Raw genomic sequence first — 22,172 nt, 5'->3', positions numbered from 1 at the left:
TGATTACGGGTAATTTGTAAATTTAGAAAAGCTCTAAAGGAGTTGACTTAGGCACAAAAAAAAATGCCCGGCGTAGACCGGGCAAAATCTGGAGTTTAGCTTTATTCAATCCTATACTTTGGTGTTAACCATGAGAGAGAAAAAACAGAATGAAAAAACAATCCGTTTTCTCTACAATGCAACACAAAGATAAGTGGAGTATAGGGGGCATCAAACCCCATAAAGATGGGGTATTTAAATTTTTTATTTTCCAGGGATGGTTTTTTTAAAAAAGGAAAGGAAGTGTTTATTTAGATTCCGGCATGAATTTGGCAGATTCCGGATTTTGAATAGGGTGGGATAGGGCATCGGTGCAACGCGGTTAGTTTAATGATTTTAAAAATTTCTGCATAGAAAGGATAACCGTAAACCCGTTGTCTTCCAAAAAAGTCAGCTGGGCGTTGAGATGCTGGGCCCTCATCTTAAGATTCTTCATCCCTTGCCCGCTTTTCGGAGCTGCTTTACTATTGCCGCGGCCCTGCCCGTTATCGCTGATCACCATTTTGAATATTTGTCCGTTATTGCGCAGGTCAATCTTTACCTGGGAAGCATTGGAGTGTTTTGCTACATTATTGATGATCTCTTTGTATATAAAATAGAGATCTTGCCGGATTCGCCCCTTCATTTTTTGATTGAGGTCCAGTTTATGCGTACTGATCTTGTAACTGATCTCGATGGGCAGCAGGATTTCATCGGCATGTTCCCGCATACGGATGATGAGTTCTTCAACCTTGTCTTTCCTGGAATCCACCGACCAAATGACGTCATTCATACGCGAAAGGGCAGTCCGACTGTCTGAGCCTATTTTTTTGAGGCGGTCTTTTAGGTTCGTTTCTTTAATCCCCAGGGATAACATATCCGTTTGCATGGCAATGCCGGTCAGGAGGCCGCTCAATTCATCATGAAGGTCACTTGAGAGCTTAGCCCTGAGTCGCTCAACCCTTAGCTTCTGCTCCACCTGATATTGGAATATCCGATAAGTAGCCAGGACAAAGAGCAGGAATATCGTAACAATAAACAAGATTTTTTTATAAAAAATTTGCTTGACTACTATATTGATCTGAGTGCTTTCTTTGCTCCAGTTGCCATTGGGGTCAGCGCCTTTAACATGGAAAATATATTTTCCGGCGGGTAATTTATTATAACGGCTGGTGTGATTGGTGCTTGCGAAAATCCAGTCTTTATCATAATTTTCCATGAAGTATTTGAACTGATTCTTCCGGCTGTTGTCGTAAATGGGCAAGGCAAAATCAAAACTGAAGTAATTATCATAGGGACTAATAACAAGTTCGTTCAGATCGAAAATATCCGCTACCATGGTGTAGAGGCTGTCATCCCAGGAGTTGTATCGGGTGATTTTGGTGAGTACCGGTTTGGGGATGTCTTTTTCGATCAGCAGGTCATTGGGATAAAAGGCGTTCATACCGTTAACTCCTCCGAGATAATACCGACCTTTATGGTCCTTGAAGTAAGAGAAAATATTGAATTCGTCATTACTGAAACCGTCGGCTCCGAAAAAACTTCTGAATGATTTTTCCCTGGTGTCAAAATAGGATAGCCCGTTGAAAGTACTGATCCAGTAATTTCCCAAGTCGTCCGGGATGATACCGCAGACAATATCACTGGCCAGTCCGTTTTCCTGGGTGTAATAGGTAATGGTTTCATTAACAGGGTCCAGAATATTTAACCCTTTTTGAGTTCCGATCCAGATCTTTCCAAGGGTATCCTCATGGATCACCAGCACCACGTCATTATTCAGGGTTAATTTATTTTCTCCGCCAATTGAATTATACCCCTTTACAGTGAGATCGGTTTCATTGATATTAAACAATCCTTTGTTGGTTCCGATCCATAAGGTTCCATTGCGGGCTTTGGTGATGAACCTGGGAAAATTGTCTTCAAACGGATTTTTCCCTTCCAGGTCCCAAAAACCAATAAAACGTCCTTCTTCCGGGAGAAATCTGATCAGCGATCCCGTCCCTTTTTTGTCCTGGCATCCTATCCACAAAATGCCGGTTGAATCCATCATCAGGCTCTTGATATCGTCCGGGTATTCGTATTTTCTGGTGGTACAATTTTCAATATCGTATTTCAATAAGATCCCCTTTTCATTGTTAATACCTCCTCCCCACAGAAAACCTCTTTTGTCGTAAATCAGGTTATTAGCAAAAGAAAACGAAATGGCTTTCCCGGTGATTTCATCGGTAAGCTGCAGCGTGTCTAATTTTTCGGTATTCAAATCCAAAGCATACCAGTGATTGAGTTCATTGGCAAAATAAACGTAATTCTCGCCGTCAGAAGTAATTCCTCTCATAATAGCTCCCCGCCTGTCCTGGTCCAGGTTTTTGGCGAGGAAAGTTTTGATCTTTGTCCGGCTGTTCCGTACAATTTTTAATCCCGTATCAATGCCAAAGAAGACCGTCTTAAAAAAATCTTTTGCGGCACAACTGATAATATTGTTGCTCGCACTTGTGAGGTGGGAAAAATCGACGAGGTTGCCGGAGGCGTTGATACAAAATAATCTTTCCACGGTGGGAAGATTGCCGGCGGAGGCTGTCTGGGCCAGTAACACATTGCCAAGCTGGTCTTCCCATATTTTGGTAAAAAATTTGCCTTCGGGCAGTTGACCCACCAAGTTGAAATCCAGCTCAATGGGATTGAAAATAAAAACGCCGGGATTGTTGCTGAAGGAAAGCCAGACCCTGGATTGTTTATCCTGGTGGATAAAGTAGGTATGCCTGGGATAAAGAGCATTTATGTCTAAACCGTGAAAATCTTCAAGGTTGAATTTTTTGATCACATTACCTCCGGAATCATAGAGTTTGAGGCCACCTGAACTGTTGTTAATGAAAAAGAAACCGTTTACCATGGGAAGCATCTGGATGGTGGCTCCCTGCTCTTCCGGACTTTTCAGGCCTTTTAGCCGTGTAACGAGTTTAAAGGAATCCGTCTCGGTTTCGTAGGTGTAGATATGATCAAAAATTTCATTGCTGGTGAGTATGAAAATTCTACCGTTTGCATTGAAAGTAATGGCCTTTGGTACTCCTTTAATGCCTCGTTTGGGGTGCAACTCAACCTTTTTATTTTTAAGACTACGCGGATTGAAGACGTCAAAAAAGGAAATATTGTTTTTGTAAAGAATGAAAATGTTTCCATCTTCACTTTCCACCAGCCGTTCGACCTGGTTGGCAGAGATGGACAGAGCGGTGGAGTCATTTTCGTTGGAGATGAAAGTCTGGAAGGAATAACCGTCGAACATGTTGAGCCCACGATCGGTCGCCAGCCAGATGAGCCCATACCTGCTGAGCAATATATCATTGATCTGCCGCTCGGATAATCCGTCATTGACTGAAAAGTATTCACTCTCCAGCGTAGTTACCTGGGCGGACAATGCCGTGGTTAACATGAGCCAGCAAAGGCTGAAAGTCAATATTTTTTTGAAGTTATTCATGCTAAAATTCTCCATCAAGTTTCTTTCGGATAACCTCTGCCTTGCTGTTTACCTGGAGTTTTTTATAGATTTTTTTGATGTGGTCTCTTACGGTTTCCACGGAAATGATGTACTTGTCGGCGATCATTTTATAACTGAGCCCGTCTACCAGGCCCTGGACGATTTGTTGTTGCCTTGGGGTGAGCACATCCCCTTCCTTTTTAGGCTGTGGCCCCAGGTGATCAAAAACCTTCCTGGCAATACTGGGGGACATATAAGCACCGCCACGGTTTACCGTAATAATGGCATCCTTGATCTTGGGGAGTTCCGTCCTTTTGGAAATATAGGATATGGCCCCTGCACAAATCGCCTTAAAAATGGTATCCGAATCATCATATGCGGATAGAATTATAATATCAACATCAGGGGCGATAGATTTGATATTGCGCATTCCTTCCAGGCCCGAAACTCCGGGAAGTCTGATGTCGAGCAAAAGGGTGTTCAGCGTTGATCCGGCAGGGAAAGATTCGAGGAATTCTTCTACCGATCCGGCAGTCTGAACGACGTCCATATCATCTTGCTCGTTGAAAAATATTTGAAGATTTTCCCTGACCGAGGTTTCGTCTTCAATAATACCCAAATGAATCATTTTTGTTTATTTAATCATACAATCTGTTATCTTCCAATTTCGTGGCGACTTGGGAAGATTGCATGGCATTGAATAAAAACGATTACCAAAGGTAAATCGTATGTTTTGCCTGATAACTGAAATCGATGTAAAAATAAAACTGAGGTTGAGTAATACGGAGATTGATAATCGGTAGAAAAGGGATAGCAAATGCTAAATTTTCTGCAAAATAGGGATGTTTGACTTCAATCGCAATTTTCTAAGAATAAAAAAGACTTTGATTTTGAAAACCGGGTTAAATTCCTGATTTTGTGCAGGCTGAAAGAGAGTATTGATTTTGTGTTTTTACCTAACCGAGATTATTTAGTGGGCCCGTTCTCCGAAAGGTGTTGGGATTCAAATCCCCGTTGAATAATTTCTTTAAAGCTAAGAATATGTTGCGAACTAAAATTGCGGGAATAGGGTATTACGTGCCGGAAAAGGTAGTCACCAATGACGACCTGGCAAAGGTGATGGATACTTCAGATGAATGGATACAGGAACGTACTGGCATCAGAGAGCGCAGGTATGCTGAAAAGCATAAGGAAACCACAGCTTCCATAGGAGCCAAGGCGGCACGAAAAGCCATTGAAAATGCCGGAATTCAGAAAGAGGATATTGACTTTATCATTTTTGCTACCCTCAGTCCGGATTATTTTTTCCCGGGATGTGGTGTGCTGATGCAAAGAGAACTTGGTATTACCGGGATGGAGGCTGGAGCACTGGATATTCGTAACCAATGTTCCGGTTTTATCTATGGATTATCCGTGGGGGATCAATTCGTCAAAACAGGGATGTACAAAAATATTTTGGTAGTAGGAGCTGAGGTGCATTCAATGGGATTGGATTTTTCTACCCGAGGCAGAAACGTCACCGTGATTTTTGGCGATGGGGCCGGTGCTGTAATCCTTCAGCCCACTGAAGCGGAAAACCAGGGTATTTTGACTACCCACTTGCATTCTGATGGCACCTATGCCGAAAAACTCGCTTTTATCAGCCCGGGGGCTCATGGCGGTTATCACAATGATAAACTGGAAGCGCCAATAGATTATGATTTTTCTGATGCGGAGTATGGTGAAATTTTTATGAACCAGAATATGTTGGATAAAGGCCTGCTTTATCCGGATATGGATGGCCAGTTTGTATTCAAATTTGCGGTAACCAAGTTCCCGGAAGTGATCAATGAGGCCTTGACCAAGGTCAATCTGACTACCGAAGACATCGATATGCTCATTCCCCACCAGGCTAATTTGAGGATAAGCACTTTTGTTCAAAGAAGACTCAAACTGCCTGATGAAAAAATATGGAACAATATCCAGAAATACGGAAATACTACGGCAGCTTCCATCCCTATTGCTCTGGCGGAGGCCGTCGAATCCGATGCCGTCAAGAGAGGAGACCTGGTTTGCCTGGCTGCTTTCGGAAGTGGGTTTACCTGGGGGTCTGCCTTGTTGAGGTGGTAGTTAAAAAATTTGAATGCTCTTTATAATAAAGGCGTGAAATATTGAGTTTTATGCCCGAAGCCTTTTTTATTCAAAAGCTTTTAACAACAAGATCCCTATATGATCAGAACATTTTTGTTTTTTTTCCTTGCCCTGGTGAATCTAACCTCTTTGTGGGCTCAACCTCCTTCCGGGGAGAAAGATTTTGAAGAAGCCTATAAGCGGAGGGTCTCCCAGGAAATGCTGTTCGGGGTTTATATTCCCGAAGATTTGACGGATGCCTTTATTCAATTGAATAAACTGATCGATGACGATTCGAAAGCCAAATTCAGGAGTATGCCCGAAGAGGCGGCGGCCGTTAAATTACATTTCAGCTTGGGAAGGTGGATCATGCACAATTGGGGTTTTTATGGGGGATCACGTTTTTCCAAATACCTCAACACTCTCGGCCTGTATGACCCTGATATTATGACTAAGTTTGTCATCATTACTTACCACCGTAATTTGAACAGGAAACCTTTGGAGATCAAAAATCTTTTGGATTATTTTGAGGCACAAAAAGAAAAAGAAGTTGCGGAAGAGAAAAGCAAACAAAAGGTAATTTCCGAGCAGACCAGGAAACTGACCCCTGAAGAAGTGGCAAAACTCAAGGAAAAAGGGGGGAATCACAAGGATAGATAATAACCCGTGAATGGGGTGGGGGGCTTCTCCTTCATTTAAAGTGTGAGTAACCAGATCTTGGGGTATTAAAAAAAATGCATTTTAATTCAACCAGTATTCCCTGGTTTTTGTTAATATGTCGAAGTTTTCCATGGTTATTTCAGGAATTTAAGTTTTGTTATTATATTTCTTTTTTGTTTATTTGTTTTGAAGATCAAAGACCATTTACACCCGACTAAAATACCTAACCAACTATGCAACCAATTAAGAAAAAATTTCTGCGTACCAAATATGCACTAAGCCAAACTGTTCATAAAATATTGGAAATAAACAAAAAACGAAAAAACCTGTCATTTTTTAAAAACAGCAAAAAAAAGGAAGAAATTTTAGAACAGGATTTGGTGCTATTAAATAAAATTGCAGAGAAACAAGCCAATTTATTGAGAAAATACGAACAGATTATTTACTCCACCCCGAACCAGGAAGATGAAAGAAAACAAATAATAAATTAAGTGGTTGTCTAAACACTTTTGATAACCATATGTTAGGTGAAGGCAGGGTATGGGCAAAAAAATAATGATTCAATTTTGCCCATACGCTGCCTTTTTTTTCATGCCATTAAAATAAGTCTTTAATCGTTGTATAAGGTCAAAGAAATATTCTATAGTCTGCAGGGGGAAGGCGCACAGGCCGGCCGGCCGGCCGTTTTTTGCCGCTTTACGGGATGCAACCTGTGGAGTGGGAGGGAAGCCGACCGCCACAAGGCTGTTTGCCGGTTTTGTGATACGAACTTCGTAGGTATTGACGGAAATAACGGGGGGCAGTACGAAGCAGCGGCTCTGGTGCAAAAGGTATTGTCGCTTTGGCCTGTTGGCCGGGCCGGTAAACCTTTGGTGATTTGCACGGGCGGAGAACCCCTGCTGCAACTGGATGAAACTTTGATCAATGCTTTCCATGAAAAAAATATAGAAGTAGCGGTAGAGACCAATGGCACGGTAAAACCACCTCGCGGGATCGACTGGCTTTGCGTAAGTCCAAAAGCCGGGGCAGCACTGGTCATCACCTCCGGAGATGAACTCAAGCTGGTGTTTCCCCAGAAAGAGCAAGAAGCCCAACCGGATCAATTTACCCATCTTCAATTTTCCAGGTTCTATCTTCAGCCAATGGACGGCCCAGATCTTGTTGAAAATACCCAATTGACTTTAGCATATTGCCTGGAGCACCCGCAGTGGAACATGAGCATACAGGTTCATAAAATATTGGGTATTGAATAATTTCGCCCGGTCCATTTTTAATCTTTTCTGAAAAAGAAGACTCTGCATCCACTAATGGTGCAGAGTCCCAAAAACGCGCTCTCTCTGATGTTAAATCTTAATTATTTATATCGAAGTAAATAATTTCATTCTTGAATTCGACCGAAAAATATAACATTTATATGGAATTCACAACTCTCATAGCATAAAAATTAACCAGTAAAGTGTTTACGTGCATTTTTAGTTGGTTTTTTTAAAACCAACTCTTCTTCAATTCCTTCCCTTCAATTTTCCCGTTTGCCTAAAAAGATTAATTTTTCATTTGGCCGATGGTTGAAAAAATTCTTTGTTTACCTGAATGAAGAGTAATACAGCATTCCCACTTCCCTGCAAATTAACAGTTCTGGCCAGCCATTTTTACTGAATTTTCGGACAAAGATCCCTCCTCTTTCTTCCATTCAATGGTTTTTAAAGATTATTTTCTTTCAAAAAAACACCTCTTGGTGGGAAAAAATTTCTTTTTGTGGGAAATTTTAAATTGGAAAAAATTAAAAAAATCTTGTTTTTGTCATTTATTTGATTATAAAAATGAACCATTATCTCAAATTGTGATATGTGTGGAAAACTTTTTTTACCTAAAAGTGGGTAAAAGTGGTAAAATGTGTAAAAAGTATGTACATTTGGAATCAAAATAAACTTTAATCGTGCAAATCAAACAACTTCTTGGAGAATACGACTGCAAACTGGACGCCAAAGGGCGCATGCGGTTACCGAGTGGTTTGATCGCTCAGCTGGGGGAAGGTGAAAAACATAAGTTTGTCATCAACCGTGGTTTTGAGAAGTGTTTGATGTTATACCCGGAAGCGGTTTGGACCAAGATATCGGCGGAAGTGGATCAACTCAATTTGTACAACAAAAAAAACAGGGACTTTGTACGGTATTTTTACCGCGGAGCCCAAGAGTTGATGATGGACGGTGCTGAAAGGATTTTACTGCCCAAAAGGTTGCTCGAATATGCAGGCATTGATAAAGATGTCGTGCTTTCGGCTTACAATGGCAGGATTGAGATTTGGACCAAAGACGAATACGATAATCTTCTGGATGAAGAGCCAGCTGATTTTTCAGATCTGGCCAACGATGTGCTGGGTAATGCAGCAAATGAAGAGGAGGCATAATGATACCTTATCACATTCCGGTATTGGCAAAAGAAAGTATTGACGCACTCAATATAAAACCTAAAGGGGTTTATGTGGATGCTACCTTCGGGGGCGGAGGGCATTCAAAATTGATACTTGATAAATTAGACACAGATAGTCGCTTGATTGGATTTGATCAGGATGAAGACGCACTTGCAAACGTGATAGATGATGACCGGTTTACTTTTGTACACCATAATTTCAGGTTCTTAAAACGATTCCTGAAACTCCATGGTATTCGTAAAGTAGATGGCATCCTCGCAGACCTTGGGGTTTCTTCCCACCAGCTCGACGAAGCAGAGCGTGGCTTTTCCTATCGATTTGATGCTAAACTCGACATGAGGATGAATCAGCAGTCCGGTGAAAACGCCGCTGATTTATTGAATACACTGAATGCAGAAGCATTGCAAAACCTCTTCAGCCTTTACGGTGAGGTGCGCAATTCTAAAATGCTGGCCAGTGCCATTGTCGCCAAAAGACAAGCTTCTTCTATAAGAACAATTGGGGACTTCCTTGCCGTCCTGGATCCTTTAATCAGGGGCCAGCGGAACAGATACCTCGCCCAGGTTTTTCAGGCATTGCGTATTGCTGTCAATGATGAAATGGGGGCGCTGGCTGATTTTTTCCAACAGGCAGGAGAAGTATTAAACCCCGGAGGACGGTTAGTTGTGATCACATACCATTCAATCGAAGATCGACTAACAAAAAGATTGCTTAAAACAGGGAACGTGGAAGGAACGGTGGAAAAGGATTTTTATGGAAATATCAATAAGCCTTTTAAGGTAATGACCAAAAAGGCAATCGTGCCCACTCCCGAAGAAATTAAACGCAATCCGCGTTCAAGAAGTGCAAAATTGCGAATCGGGGAAATGGGCTAAAAGTCTCCCCGGTTTCCAAAAACAAAATGTCAGAAAATGGCCAAAAGGAAAGGATTTTCATTTGCGGAATTGAGCGCTATGCCGGTGGACTTCATTTTGAAGAATCTGCCCTTTTTGGTGTTTTTGGGTTTTTTGGCAGTGGTCTATATCGCCAACTCTCATTATGCAGAGCGAAACGTGCGAAAAATTCAGGAACTGCACAAAGAAATGAAAGAGCTGAGGTGGTTCTATATGTCGCTCCAATCTGAGAATATGGTCAACAGTATGCAATCGGAAGTAGTGGATAAGGTGGAGGATGAAGGATTGAAATTGCAGCGGGGCGTGGTTAAGAAAATTGTAGTATCCAAATAGCACAATAGTATGGACAACAAAAATGAAGTCTTATACAGGGTTTATATTGTACTGTTTGGCCTCATGGTGCCAATGGCTCTTATGCTGGTTTTTAAAACATACCAGATCAGTATTCAGGAAGCTGAACATTGGGTGGCCATTGGAGAAGACAACTACATTGACGAAAGAGAAATTGAAGCTGAAAGAGGTAATATAATGGCCGGTGACGGCAGCCTTCTGGCTACTTCAGTACCGTTCTTTGACATATATTTCGATCCGTTTACGGCATCCAAGGAAGATTATTTCAATAATCTCGACACCCTTGCACATTGTCTGGCCAATTACGTGGACAATACCTTAACGGTGGGTGGTTTTAAAGAATTTTTGAAGGATCTCAGGGATACTACCGTTAATTCCAACAGGCATGTTTTACTGAAATCCAAAGTGTCCTACTACGAAAAGCGAAGTATAGAGACCTTTCCTTTGTTTAACCTTGGTCGGTATAAAAGCGGGTTAATCGCTGAAAAACGAAGCGAACGGAAAAGACCCTTTGGCATTCTCGCCCGCCGTACCGTTGGTTACGTCCGGGAAACGGCCCAGGATGTAGGACTAGAAGGGTATTATGATGAGGCTTTGGGCGGAAAACCGGGTAAACAGGTAATGATCAGGGTGGACCGGAAGCGTGATCTGTGGATGCCGGTAGAGGACCTTACGGAAATCGAGCCTAAAAGCGGTGATGATATTCTGACCACTATTGATGTGAATATCCAGGATATTGCCGAAAGGGCCTTGTTGAAAGGGATGAAGAATTACGAGGCGGAATGGGGGACAGCCATTGTCATGGACGTTAAGACCGGGGAAATAAAAGGCATTGCCAATCTCGGGAAAATAGACGATAAAATGGAATGGTACGAGCTTTACAATTACGCAATAGGCCGTGCTACTGAACCAGGATCAACCTTTAAACTTGCCACCATCATGGCTCTCCTGGAAGATGGTTTCGTAACCCTGGAAGATTCAATAGACATTGAAAATGGAACGACGTCTTTTTACGACATTGTCATGGAAGATGCCTCGCACCAAAGTACCAAGCTGGATACCATTACCGTAAGGAAAGCTTTTGAAATGTCTTCAAATGTCGGGATGGCGAAGCTGGTTGAAAAATTTTACGGGGAGCGTACCCCCGCCAATGATAATAAAGGAGCAGAACTGTTCATTGAAAAAATAAAGCAATTCAATTTGCACCTGCCAACGGGCATAGAAATTGAAGGAGAGGCAAACCCCTTTGTAAAGGAAGCCTATAGCGACAGTAGTCAATGGAGTGGAATTACATTGCCTTGGATGTCAACAGGTTACGAGGTTAAAGTTACGCCCCTTCAATTGTTGACATTTTACAATGCTGTGGCGAACAACGGCAAATTAATGCGACCAATGTTGGTCAGGGAAATTCAGCGTTTTGGAGCACCTGTGGAAAAATTTAAACCCACCGTGGTGAAACAGGAAATCGCCTCCCGGAAAACCATCGAACAGGTTCATCAGCTTTTGGAAGGCGTTGTCAAAAGAGGCACCGCTTATAAATGGAAGTCTGACCGCTACAATTTTGCGGGAAAAACGGGTACGGCCCAGGTCGATTACAACCGTTCCAGTAAAGGAACAAGGGTCAGAGGTTACCAGGCTTCATTTGCCGGGTATTTCCCAGCCGAAAATCCTGTTTATTCCTGCATAGTGGTAATCAACAAACCCCGGAAAGGCGGGATCTACGGCAGTGATGTGGCGCTCCCAATATTCAGGGAGATAGCTGACAAGTGTTTCGATTCACTCATCGAATTGTATGAGCCGATGAATAAAGGCCCCAAGCCGGTGTTGAGTGTAAACTTGCTGCCTACCAGAAGTATCGGAGAAAAGGAAGATATGAAAAAGGTGTTTAATTATTTGAAAATGCCTTTTTATGGCGATCCTGAAACTCAAATGGTAGCCTTACAGGCCAGGCGGGACAGTTTGTTATTTGAAAGAAGAACCATCCGTGATGATTTGGTGCCGAATGTTGTGGGAATGGGATTGAGAGACGCTTTGTATGTTATGGAAAATCTCGGGTTGAAAGTAAATATCAATGGAGTCGGAAAAGTCGTTCAACAGTCCATTATTCCGGGAACCAAACCCAAAGGACAAACGGTAATACTGACATTGAATTGATCGCTCAAAATAAAATAAATGAAATTGCAGGAATTGCTGCGCGATCTGCCGGGAGTCAAAGTGGAAGGCGCAACAGATAAAGAAATACTAAATATCGAGTTTGATTCTCGAAAAGCCGGACGGGAAAGCCTGTTCGTGGCGGTGAAAGGAGTGAATGCAGATGGGCACGATTTTATTGAAAAAGCCATTAAAAATGGTGCGGAGGTTATTGTTGCGGAGCGGATAATGGAAAAAAGGGACCCAAAGGTAACCTGGATCATTGTTGGCAACAGTGCAGCCGCTTTAGGCCGACTCGCTGCTGCATTTTACGGGCATCCGTCCAAAAAGTTGAAGCTGGTCGGTGTTACCGGTACCAACGGAAAAACCACCGTAGCTACTTTGTTGTACAGGCTTTTTTCGGACATGGGATATAAAACCGGGCTGCTTTCCACCATTGAAAATAAAATAGGGGCGATGGTGTTGGATGCAACCCATACGACTCCCGATGCTGTCGCGCTTAATGCTTTGTTGTCGGAAATGGTAGAAGCAGGTTGTGATTATGCTTTTATGGAAGTCAGTTCACATGCCATTTGGCAATCGAGGATCGCAGGGGTAACATTCACAGGAGCCATTTTTACGAATCTGACTCATGACCACCTGGATTATCACAAAACTTTTAAGGCCTATATAGAGGCGAAGAAGAAGTTTTTTGACGATTTACCCAAATCAGCCTTTGCGTTGGTCAATGTAGATGATAAGAGAGGGAATGTGATGGTGCAAAATACTGCGGCTAAAATTTACCGCTATAGTTTGCATAACCTGGTGGATTTTAAAGCAAAAATCATAGAGAATAGCCTAAAGGGGTTACATCTCGAACTTGACAATACGGAATTTTTCAGCAGGCTGATAGGCGATTTTAATGCCTATAACCTGTTGGCTGTTTATGGAACGGCCCGTCTGCTTGGATTTGATAAATTGGAGGTGATGCAGGCTCTGAGTAATTTGAAAACAGCTGAGGGACGCTTCGATTACGTCATGGACGAAAAAGGAGACCGGATAGGGATCGTTGATTATGCCCATACCCCTGATGCCCTGGAAAAAGTACTCCATACTATTTTCGAGTTGCGGCAGAATGACGTAAAGATCATTACCGTATTCGGGTGTGGAGGAGACAGGGATCGGACTAAACGACCAAAAATGGCCAAGGTGGCTGCAGATTACAGCGATCAGGTGATCCTGACCTCCGATAATCCCCGGTCTGAAGAACCGGCTGCGATCATCAGGGAAATGGAGGAAGGGTTACCCGCTTACGGAAAACACAAAGCCCTCAGTATTGAAGATCGGAAAAACGCAATTAAAACAGCTTGCCGCCTTGCACAAAAGGGAGATATCGTGTTGATCGCGGGAAAAGGGCACGAAAAATATCAGGAGATTAAAGGGGTGAAATACCCGTTTGATGACAAAAAGATACTCAAGGAAGCATTTATGGATTTTTAAGAACAACAAAAAATAAAGAGGGAGTTACTGAAAATTTTTTTGAACACTAACGAAAAACGATGTTAATAGAAATTACGGATTGGTTAAATGAAGTATTCGGAAAATTGCCGGGAACGGGAATGCTGAATTATATTTCATTTCGAGCCGGAGTTGCCATGGTTTTATCCCTCATTATTTCCATGTTATTCGGCAAAAAGATCATTGAAAAGTTGAGACGCCTTCAGGTCGGAGAAACCGTTAGAGAACTCGGACTGGAAGGGCAGAAAGAAAAAGAAGGTACACCTACCATGGGGGGGCTGATCATCATCCTGGCGATCCTTGTTCCGAGCCTGATCATGGCAAAACTGGATAATGTTTACATCATTTTGATGTTGCTGGCCACCGTTTGGATGGGTTTTATCGGTTTCATGGACGACTATATTAAGGTCTTCAAAAAGAATAAAAAAGGCCTCAAGGGAAGAACCAAACTTTTGGGGCAGCTGGGACTTGGACTGATCATCGCTGTGACCATGTTGATGCATAGAGATATTGTCGTTGAAATGTCTACCCAGGAAGCGATGGAATTGGGTATCAGCGACTCGAAAGTCAGTGACGTAGTGGTGGATGGAAAAGTAATTGAAAGTAAGGGTAATTATAAAACGGGGTTGACGAATATCCCCTTTGTGAAAGGGAACAACCTCGATTATTCCAAAATACTGTCTAAAAGTAGCAGTGGAATGGGATGGTGGGCCTGGTTGATCTTTGTACCGCTGGTAGTAGTTATCGTGATGGGCGTTTCCAACGGAGCTAATTTGACAGATGGTTTAGACGGACTGGCTACCGGAATCTCCGGGATCATTGGCGCAACATTGGGTATTTTGGCTTATGTGTCGGGGAATGCGATTGCGGCTAATTATCTCAATATTCTCCATTTGCCGGGAGCAGGCGAATTGGTGATTTATGCGGCTTGTTTTGTTGGAGCAACCATTGGCTTTTTGTGGTACAACTCTTTTCCGGCGTCCATTTTTATGGGTGACACGGGGAGTCTGACACTCGGGGGAATTATAGCGGCCATGGCGATAGTGCTGAGAAAAGAATTGTTGATTCCCATTTTATGCGGGGTCTTCCTGATGGAAAATATTTCAGTAATGCTCCAGGTGGCTTATTTCAAGTACACCAAAAAGAGGTATGGTGAAGGACGCAGGATATTTCAAATGGCGCCACTGCACCATCACTACCAAAAACTAGGGATGGCTGAAACAAAGATTGTCACCCGATTCTGGATCGTAGGGATATTGCTGGCGGTATTGACCATCATAACCCTGAAGATCAGGTAATAAATTTACAAATGGCCGGAATTTTGACCGGATTTGAAAAGAATAAGAAAAATGGAAGGCAAAAAAATAGTAATCCTGGGTGGTGGAGAAAGTGGGGTAGGAGCAGCTTTACTGGCCAAAAAAAAAGGATTTGAGGTTTTTGTTTCTGATAAAGGAAAAATAGCGGAGAAGTTCAAAAACGAACTGCTTAAAAACAGCATTCCGTACGAGGAAAGCTGGCATACCTGGGAAAGAATAGTCGCGGCAGACCTGGTGATCAAGAGCCCGGGCATACCTGAAAAAGCACCAGTGGTAAAAAAACTGCTGGGAATGGGTAAGCCCGTTATTTCTGAGATCGAATTTGCTTCGAGATATGTGAAAGGGACGGTCGTCGGCATAACAGGTAGTAATGGAAAAACAACCACTACTTTGCTTATTGGGCACCTGCTGAAAACAGCAGGACTGGATGTGACGGTAGCCGGGAATATTGGAAAAAGCTTTGCCAGGTGTTTGACAGAAAAAATGACCGAATACTGGGTACTCGAATTGAGTAGCTTTCAGTTGGATGGAATTGTCGAGTTCAGACCCGACGTCGCCCTTCTGCTGAATATTACCCCCGATCACTTGGATCGGTACGAAAATGAAATGAGCAACTACATACGATCCAAGTTCAGGATTACCATGAACCAGGATAGTAAGGATGTTTTCTGTTATAATATGGATGACCGGGACATTACAGATTATCTGGAAAACAATCCTTCCAAAGCTCAGGCGAAAGGCATTTCAATGGAAATGGTCAAAGGACACAAATTTGTTTTGGAAGGATCTGAATTTGATCTTGGGGAAAGCAGTTTGAGAGGAATTCATAATGTGATGAATGCCGCTTTTGCCACCTATGCCGCAAAAAGATGTGGTGTAGCCGATAAAATAATCGGGAAAGCACTCAAAACCTTTGTTCCGCTGGCACATCGGCTCGAGAGTTTTGCCACCATCAACGGCATTGAGTATGTGAATGACAGTAAAGCCACGAATATTGATGCAGTTTATTACGGACTGCACGCCATGGAAAAACCGGTGGTCTGGATCGTGGGAGGACAGGATAAGGGCAACGATTATCACAGACTGTTTGACCTGGTGGAAGAAAAAGTGAAAGCCATTGTGTGTATGGGGGTGGATAATTATAAGCTGCTCGACGCTTTTTTACCCTTTGGCATTCCTATTGTGGAAACGAGAAGCGCGGGGGAAGCGGTAAGGGCCGCTACAGGTTTTGCGGAGCAGGGGGATGTCGTTTTGTTGTCCCCTGCTTGTGCCAGTTTTGACCTGTTTAACAATTATGAAGACCGGGGCAATCAATTTAGAAACCAGGTATTGAAACTTAAGGAAAGAAATTAAAATAAAATTTAAATAAAGTGTCAACAGTAACTGCCAGAATTTATGCTGAATTGAGAGGCGACAAGGCCATCTGGGCCATACTTGTCCTGTTGGCGATATTCTCTATTTTGGCAGTTTACAGTTCAACAGGAACCCTGGCATACAGGGAAAGAGGAGGGAACACAGAGGCGTTTTTGATCAAACACGGCGTAATCATGGCGGGAGGATTGTTCGTCACCTACATTGCGCACATGCTTCATTACTCCAAATTCAACCGGATAGCGCCTGTGTTATTGTTGATCTCGGTACCACTGCTTTTGTACACGCTGGCTTTCGGGTCTGATATCAATGACGCAAGAAGATGGATAGAATTGCCTTTTGTAGGTATAACCATTCAATCTTCCGATTTTGCAAAACTGGCGCTGATCATTTATGTGGCGAGGGCAATTTCTGCAAAACAGGATTATATAAAGGATTTTAACAGTGCCTTTTTACCCATTATTGTTCCGGTGTTGATCATCTGCGGATTGATCGCCCCGGCAGATTTGTCCACATCAGTGCTGCTGTTTTTGACTTGTCTGTTCATGATGTTTGTTGGGCGTGTGGCGTTGAAATACATTGGTGTGTTATTGTTGTGGGGTATAGTGGTTTTTGCCTTCCTGATCGTAATCGGGAGATTCTATCCCAATAGTGTCCGGGTAGATACCTGGACAAACAGGGTGGAAGAATTTATGAATACACCGGATGGTGGCTACCAGGTGCAACAGGCTAAAATTGCCATTGCTAATGGAGGACTGGTCGGTAGAGGACCGGGCAATAGTACCCAGCGTAATTTTTTGCCCTCCCCTTATTCCGATTTTATTTACGCCATCATTTGTGAGGAATACGGACTTATTGGAGGCGTTGTGGTGATTTTACTTTACCTGTTGCTCTTTTTCAGGGTGGTCAGGTTGGTCACGAAGAGCCCCAAAGCATTTGGGGCAATCATGGCAATAGGATTGAGTTTGAGTATGGTTATGCAGGCTTTTGCAAATATTGCGGTTTCTGTCCACCTGGTACCTGTAACCGGGGTAACCCTGCCCATGATTAGTATGGGGGGAACTTCAATGTTGTTTACATGTCTTGCATTTGGGATTATATTGAGCGTAAGTAAATATATTGAATCCGTTGCCGACTAACCAGCAACCAGAAACCAGAGACATGAAAGTATTAATTAGTGGTGGAGGAACAGGAGGCCATATATTTCCGGCTATAGCGATTGCTGATGCCATTAAAAAGAAAGATCCGGAGGCGGATATTTTATTCGTAGGCGCCAAAGGAAAAATTGAAATGGAAAAAGTTCCCCAGGCGGGGTACCCGATCAAAGGATTGTGGATAAGCGGTTTTCACCGTCAGTTGACATTGCGAAATTTGATTTTTCCAATCAAATTGATGAGTAGCCTGGTAAAATCATGGTCCATCATTCAGCGTTTCAAACCGGACGCTGTTGTTGGAGTTGGAGGATTTGCCAGTGGTCCGATTCTGGAGATGGCCACGAGGAAGGGCATTCCTGCCCTGGTGCAGGAACAGAATTCATACGCAGGAGTCACCAACAAATTGCTTGCCAGGAAGGCCAATGTAATTTGTGTGGCTTATGATAATATGGAGCGCTATTTTCCTGAAGAAAAGCTCAAAGTGACAGGCAATCCTGTACGGGCAGACCTCAAGGATATAAAAGCTTCAAAAACCGAGGCACTGGAGTATTTCGGATTGGAAAAAGGCAAAAAAAATCTGTTGGTTTTCGGAGGGAGTCTTGGGGCAAGGACGATAAATGAAGCGATGGCAGCCTCGGCAGAAATGCTGAGCAATCATCCTGAAATCCAGGTGTTGTGGCAGGCAGGAAAATTGTACATCGATGAATTTTCCAAAAGCGAAACTGCTCAACTCCCGAATGTGCAGATCAGGCCATTTATTGACAGGATGGATCTCGCTTACAAAATGGCTGACCTGGTGGCTTGCAGAGCCGGAGCGCTGACCATTTCAGAGTTGTGTATCGTGGGGAAACCTGCCATACTGATTCCTTTTCCTAACGCAGCGGGGGATCATCAGACGAAAAATGCCATGGCCCTGGTGGAAAAAGGAGCCGCTTTTCTGGTGAGGGATGATGAGGCCAAAGAAGCTTTTAAAGCACTGGTTCTGAATACTATAGAAGATGAAGGTAAGATGTCCCAGCTGGCCGTAAATATTAAAGAGCTTGGGAAACCGAATGCAGCAGACCATATAGCGGACGAAGTTATAAAACTGGCTCAAAAAAGATAAAAGCCCGGAAGAGATGAATTTAAACGAGATAAAGAAAATATATTTCATTGGGATCGGAGGGATCGGGATGAGCGCAGTGGCGAGATATTTTAGTGCAAGAGGAGTAGAAGTGCATGGATATGACAAAACAGAGACAAGCCTGACCAAAACGTTGGTCAAAGAGGGCATGACAATACATTATAATGAAGATTTGAGTAAAATCCCCAACGGAGTTGACGTGGTTGTTTATACCCCTGCTGTTCCGGAATTACATGCTGAATTGGTTTTTTTCCGGGAGCAGGGGTATGAGGTGATCAAGCGGGCAGCAGCCCTGGGTATTATCAGCCGTGGCATGAAAACCATCGCTATTGCCGGAACACACGGGAAAACAACCACGACTTCTCTCACTACTCACTTGCTGAGAACGGGGGGCGTTGATTGTTCAGCTTTCCTAGGGGGCATTGCTCAGAACTTTGGCTCGAACTTCGTGCCCGGCAAAAGTGACTGGGTGGTGGTGGAGGCGGATGAGTTTGACCGTTCCTTCCTTCATCTTGATCCTGACATTGCAGTGATTACTTCCTTAGATGCCGATCACCTCGACATTTACGGCGATCATGAAACCATGCTGGAAACTGGATTCCGGGCTTTTGCCGGAAAGATCAAACCGGGGGGGGAACTGATCGTTCAGCATCAGCTGACGGGATTTTTTGATGGGTTTAATGGTCTGCAATCTTATGGGGTGCAAGGCGGAGATTACAGGGCTGAAAATATTCGCGTTGAAGAAGGCTTTTTCGTATTCGATTATCAGAGCGGTCAGAAAGTAATCAGGGATATTAAAGTATCCCTCCCGGGACGGCACAATATTGAAAATGCCACAGCGGCTATTACCATTGCTTTGAAGCTTGGGGTAAGCCCGGAGGATATAAAAAAGGCATTGGCTTCATTCAATGGAATAAAGCGACGGTTTGACTTCATTTACCGCGACGAGCAGGTGGTCTATATCGATGATTATGCCCACCATCCGTCAGAGTTAAAAGCAGCCATTGGGGCAGCAAGAGAGTTGTTCCCCGGTCGTAAGTTGACAGGAATTTTTCAGCCGCATTTGTTTTCGCGTACCCATGATTTCGCGGAAGGATTTGCTGTGGCGCTGGACGGCCTGGATGAAGTACTGCTGCTGGATATTTATCCGGCCCGGGAATTACCGATGGAGGGGGTTACTTCTGCCATTATTTTTGATAAAATGGAATTATCAAATAAGGTACAATTACCCAAGGCAAAATTACTGGAAACACTGGCCGGCAGGGAAATTGAGGTTTTGATGACGCTTGGTGCCGGAGATATAGATACAATGATCGATCCTATTGCGGATCTTTTAACAATAAAAAACAAGGCATTGAGCCGGAATTAAGATTATGATTAAGCCAAACCAGGAATTCTCGACCATGCTGAAACGCCTGATGTGGGTGGCACTGGTTTTCTTTGGCATTGCCTTGATCATATCTATGGTAGCTAAAAAGGAAGCTACCATCGTGCAGGAAGTGAAGATTGACGTCGAACCTTTGCAAGGTAGTAATTACCTGATCAACAACGATGATGTACTCCTGACCATTGAAAGAAGTTTTGGTTTTCCACTGGAAACAATGCCTATAGGGGCGGTTGATATTGGACGACTGGAAAAGGTGCTTAAGGAAGAGCCTTTTGTGCTGGAGGCTGATGCTTTTGTGGACGCTGAGAATGTGATCAATATCAAAATTATCCAGCGGCAGCCGGTATTGAGGATAATTGACCGTAACGGATCTAATTATTACCTCGATGAGAATGCCTTTAAAATGCCGTTGTCCAAACACTTCAGTGCACGGGTGCTGGTGGCTACAGGCAATATCCCGCCTTATGTGCTGGATTATAAAGGCAACCTGAAGGATATGCTCAATGAATTGTTCGAACTGGCCAACATCATTCGGGAGGATGAATTTTTGAACCCAATGATCGAACAAATTTATGTGAACAATCAAAGAGAATTGACGATGGTACCTAAAGTGGGCCGGCAAAAAATTCTCTTTGGCAGATATACTTCCGTTGAGGATAAATTGAAACGGCTGAAGATATTTTACAAAGAAGCCATCCCTTTTGAGGGCTGGCAAAAATACAGTACCATCAACCTGAATTTTGAAGGTCAGGTAGTAGCCAAATAACCAGTAACAAGAAACCAGTAACAAGTAATTTTTTTTCCAAAGGGGATGTGAAAATCAATTAACAAACCCTGACAAAACATATTTATTATGGAAAATTATGCAAACAGATCTGAAATCGTAGTTGCCCTGGACATCGGGACAACAAAAGTGTGTGCGATCGCGGGCCGCAAAAATGAACACGGCAAACTCGAGGTCCTCGGGTATGGCAAGGTCAATTCAGAAGGGGTGCTTCGTGGAGTGGTATCCAACATTGAAAAGACCGTTAAAGCTATCTCTGAGGCTGTCCAAAGTGCGCAAGCTGCTTCAGGACAAGTATTCCAGGTAGTTCATGTCGGTATTGCGGGACAGCACATAAAAAGCCTCCAACATCGGGGCATTTTAACACGTGACAATGACCATGCTGAGATCAGCCAGAGAGACATTGACCGACTTATCAAGGATATGCATAAGTTGGTATTGCCTCCCGGGGACAAGATCCTGCACGTTATCCCCCAGGAGTTCGCGGTGGATAATGAACAGGGGATTACTGATCCTATCGGAATGTCAGGCATTCGTCTTGAAGCCAATTTTCACATTATTACCGGGCAAATCACTGCCTCCAACAACATCCTGCGCTGCATTGAACGCACCGGACTGAAAGTCGCGAATATGACTTTGGAGCCCATTGCGTCCGCTGCATCTGTGCTGAACGATGAAGAGATGGAGGCCGGTGTGGCACTGGTGGATATTGGTGGAGGGACTACGGACATAACGATCTTCCAGGATGGTATCGTCCGTCATACCGCTGTCATTCCATTTGGTGGAAACATCATTACCAAAGATATTAAAGAAGGTTGCGCCATCATGACGCATCAGGCAGAAAAGCTCAAAGTGAAATTTGGGGCTGCTCTGGCCGAAGAAGTCTTTGACAACCGTATCATCACTATTCCCGGTTTACGGGGTCGTGATCCAAAAGAAATTTCTGAAAAGAACCTCGCCAGAATCATTGAGGCGCGGATGATGGAAATTATGGATTATGTCGTATGGGAAATTCGCAGATCAGGTTATGAACGTAAACTTATCGCCGGAGTCGTTTTAACCGGAGGTGGAGCTTTACTCAGCCATATTGATAAACTTTGCGAATACCATACCGGCATGAGTACACGTATCGGTCTTCCGGTAGAGAAACTGGCCCACGGGTACAGTGAGCGTCTGAGTAGCCCTGTTTTTGCGACAAGCATAGGGTTGCTGCTCAAAGGGATCGAAGATTTTGAAAAAGGAAGAGTAGTGTACGAGACCAAAGACAAGGAAAAAGAAGAAGAGCCTGTCGAGGAAATGGTTGAAGAAGTTGCCGGAGATAAATGGTACGAGCAGATCTTCCGTAAAACGAAGGAGTGGTTTGAAGCAGAACCGGACTCCGAATTTTAAAACCTATTTATTGCCGGAGCTGATTTACTGATACTATTTTTAACCGGCATTAACTTTAAATTCTAA

18 protein-coding genes are annotated in these 22,172 nt (G+C 43.4%); 16 read left to right on the top strand and 2 right to left on the bottom strand.

Features of this window, described 5'->3' with window-relative positions; translation table 11 throughout:
• Window positions 1-361: 361 nt before the first annotated feature.
• Both H6571_06140 and H6571_06135 read right to left on the bottom strand, forming a co-directional pair.
• Window positions 362-3,505: a hypothetical protein gene (locus H6571_06140; GenBank protein MCB9323306.1), complete on the bottom strand. Its 3,144-nt coding sequence runs from the start codon at window positions 3,503-3,505 to the stop codon at window positions 362-364.
• On the bottom strand, window positions 3,492-4,118 hold the full coding sequence (locus H6571_06135) for a response regulator transcription factor (GenBank protein MCB9323305.1): 627 nt from the start codon (window positions 4,116-4,118) through the stop codon (window positions 3,492-3,494). Before H6571_06135 ends, H6571_06140 begins: the two co-directional genes overlap by 14 nt.
• 413 nt (window positions 4,119-4,531) lie before the next feature.
• Here H6571_06135 and H6571_06130 point away from each other — a divergent pair, with 413 nt between their 5' ends.
• The 16 genes from H6571_06130 to ftsA all read left to right on the top strand — a co-directional run bounded on the left by H6571_06130 (window position 4,532) and on the right by ftsA (window position 22,106).
• The gene (locus tag H6571_06130) at window positions 4,532-5,599 is read left to right on the top strand and encodes a ketoacyl-ACP synthase III (protein MCB9323304.1); all 1,068 of its coding nucleotides are present in this window, start codon (window positions 4,532-4,534) and stop codon (window positions 5,597-5,599) included.
• A gap of 99 nt (window positions 5,600-5,698) precedes the next feature.
• Window positions 5,699-6,259: a hypothetical protein gene (locus H6571_06125; GenBank protein ID MCB9323303.1), complete on the top strand. Its 561-nt coding sequence runs from the start codon at window positions 5,699-5,701 to the stop codon at window positions 6,257-6,259.
• Between the two features lie 233 nt (window positions 6,260-6,492).
• Window positions 6,493-6,750: a hypothetical protein gene (locus tag H6571_06120; GenBank protein MCB9323302.1), complete on the top strand. Its 258-nt coding sequence runs from the start codon at window positions 6,493-6,495 to the stop codon at window positions 6,748-6,750.
• Window positions 6,751-6,876: 126 nt separating this feature from the next.
• Window positions 6,877-7,512 carry a 7-carboxy-7-deazaguanine synthase gene (gene queE / locus H6571_06115; GenBank protein MCB9323301.1) on the top strand — a complete coding sequence of 212 codons (636 nt, stop codon included), beginning with the start codon at window positions 6,877-6,879 and terminating at the stop codon, window positions 7,510-7,512.
• A gap of 689 nt (window positions 7,513-8,201) precedes the next feature.
• A complete protein-coding gene (gene mraZ, locus H6571_06110; GenBank protein ID MCB9323300.1) occupies window positions 8,202-8,666 on the top strand; it encodes a division/cell wall cluster transcriptional repressor MraZ in 465 nt (154 codons plus the stop codon).
• Window positions 8,666-9,565 (top strand): 16S rRNA (cytosine(1402)-N(4))-methyltransferase RsmH, encoded by a 900-nt coding sequence (gene rsmH, locus H6571_06105; GenBank protein ID MCB9323299.1) that lies wholly within the window; start codon window positions 8,666-8,668, stop codon window positions 9,563-9,565. Before mraZ ends, rsmH begins: the two co-directional genes overlap by 1 nt.
• 36 nt (window positions 9,566-9,601) lie before the next feature.
• Window positions 9,602-9,916, top strand: coding sequence for a hypothetical protein (locus H6571_06100; GenBank protein MCB9323298.1), 315 nt, complete (start codon window positions 9,602-9,604; stop codon window positions 9,914-9,916).
• A gap of 9 nt (window positions 9,917-9,925) precedes the next feature.
• Window positions 9,926-12,088 (top strand): transpeptidase family protein, encoded by a 2,163-nt coding sequence (locus H6571_06095; protein MCB9323297.1) that lies wholly within the window; start codon window positions 9,926-9,928, stop codon window positions 12,086-12,088.
• Between the two features lie 18 nt (window positions 12,089-12,106).
• Window positions 12,107-13,564, top strand: coding sequence for a UDP-N-acetylmuramoyl-L-alanyl-D-glutamate--2,6-diaminopimelate ligase (locus H6571_06090; GenBank protein MCB9323296.1), 1,458 nt, complete (start codon window positions 12,107-12,109; stop codon window positions 13,562-13,564).
• A gap of 59 nt (window positions 13,565-13,623) precedes the next feature.
• Complete coding sequence (locus tag H6571_06085; GenBank protein MCB9323295.1) at window positions 13,624-14,880, top strand: phospho-N-acetylmuramoyl-pentapeptide-transferase; 1,257 nt, start codon at window positions 13,624-13,626, stop codon at window positions 14,878-14,880.
• A 51-nt stretch (window positions 14,881-14,931) separates the two neighbouring features.
• On the top strand, window positions 14,932-16,251 hold the full coding sequence (murD, locus tag H6571_06080; GenBank protein MCB9323294.1) for a UDP-N-acetylmuramoyl-L-alanine--D-glutamate ligase: 1,320 nt from the start codon (window positions 14,932-14,934) through the stop codon (window positions 16,249-16,251).
• Window positions 16,252-16,268: 17 nt separating this feature from the next.
• Window positions 16,269-17,408 carry an FtsW/RodA/SpoVE family cell cycle protein gene (locus H6571_06075; GenBank protein MCB9323293.1) on the top strand — a complete coding sequence of 380 codons (1,140 nt, stop codon included), beginning with the start codon at window positions 16,269-16,271 and terminating at the stop codon, window positions 17,406-17,408.
• A gap of 22 nt (window positions 17,409-17,430) precedes the next feature.
• Complete coding sequence (gene murG, locus H6571_06070) at window positions 17,431-18,528, top strand: undecaprenyldiphospho-muramoylpentapeptide beta-N-acetylglucosaminyltransferase (protein MCB9323292.1); 1,098 nt, start codon at window positions 17,431-17,433, stop codon at window positions 18,526-18,528.
• Window positions 18,529-18,541: 13 nt separating this feature from the next.
• Window positions 18,542-19,915, top strand: coding sequence for a UDP-N-acetylmuramate--L-alanine ligase (locus H6571_06065; GenBank protein ID MCB9323291.1), 1,374 nt, complete (start codon window positions 18,542-18,544; stop codon window positions 19,913-19,915).
• A 4-nt stretch (window positions 19,916-19,919) separates the two neighbouring features.
• Complete coding sequence (locus H6571_06060) at window positions 19,920-20,699, top strand: hypothetical protein (protein MCB9323290.1); 780 nt, start codon at window positions 19,920-19,922, stop codon at window positions 20,697-20,699.
• 87 nt (window positions 20,700-20,786) lie between these two features.
• A complete protein-coding gene (gene ftsA, locus H6571_06055; GenBank protein MCB9323289.1) occupies window positions 20,787-22,106 on the top strand; it encodes a cell division protein FtsA in 1,320 nt (439 codons plus the stop codon).
• The last annotated feature ends 66 nt before the right edge of the window (window positions 22,107-22,172 follow it).

The sequence above is a fragment of the Lewinellaceae bacterium genome (assembly GCA_020636105.1).
Taxonomy (GTDB): domain Bacteria; phylum Bacteroidota; class Bacteroidia; order Chitinophagales; family Saprospiraceae; genus BCD1.
The sequence above is the reverse complement of the archived record's forward strand: the minus strand, read 5'-3'. Positions and strand labels throughout refer to the sequence as shown.

Coding starts and splice junctions, on each gene's coding strand:
- H6571_06140 (MCB9323306.1), bottom strand. CDS start 3,505: ATGGAGAATTTTAGCATGAATAACTTCAAAAAAATATTGACTTTCAGC.
- H6571_06135 (MCB9323305.1), bottom strand. CDS start 4,118: ATGATTCATTTGGGTATTATTGAAGACGAAACCTCGGTCAGGGAAAAT.
- H6571_06130 (MCB9323304.1), top strand. CDS start 4,532: ATGTTGCGAACTAAAATTGCGGGAATAGGGTATTACGTGCCGGAAAAG.
- H6571_06125 (MCB9323303.1), top strand. CDS start 5,699: ATGATCAGAACATTTTTGTTTTTTTTCCTTGCCCTGGTGAATCTAACC.
- H6571_06120 (MCB9323302.1), top strand. CDS start 6,493: ATGCAACCAATTAAGAAAAAATTTCTGCGTACCAAATATGCACTAAGC.
- rsmH (MCB9323299.1), top strand. CDS start 8,666: ATGATACCTTATCACATTCCGGTATTGGCAAAAGAAAGTATTGACGCA.
- H6571_06100 (MCB9323298.1), top strand. CDS start 9,602: ATGGCCAAAAGGAAAGGATTTTCATTTGCGGAATTGAGCGCTATGCCG.
- H6571_06095 (MCB9323297.1), top strand. CDS start 9,926: ATGGACAACAAAAATGAAGTCTTATACAGGGTTTATATTGTACTGTTT.
- H6571_06090 (MCB9323296.1), top strand. CDS start 12,107: ATGAAATTGCAGGAATTGCTGCGCGATCTGCCGGGAGTCAAAGTGGAA.
- H6571_06085 (MCB9323295.1), top strand. CDS start 13,624: ATGTTAATAGAAATTACGGATTGGTTAAATGAAGTATTCGGAAAATTG.
- murD (MCB9323294.1), top strand. CDS start 14,932: ATGGAAGGCAAAAAAATAGTAATCCTGGGTGGTGGAGAAAGTGGGGTA.
- murG (MCB9323292.1), top strand. CDS start 17,431: ATGAAAGTATTAATTAGTGGTGGAGGAACAGGAGGCCATATATTTCCG.
- H6571_06065 (MCB9323291.1), top strand. CDS start 18,542: ATGAATTTAAACGAGATAAAGAAAATATATTTCATTGGGATCGGAGGG.
- H6571_06060 (MCB9323290.1), top strand. CDS start 19,920: ATGATTAAGCCAAACCAGGAATTCTCGACCATGCTGAAACGCCTGATG.
- ftsA (MCB9323289.1), top strand. CDS start 20,787: ATGGAAAATTATGCAAACAGATCTGAAATCGTAGTTGCCCTGGACATC.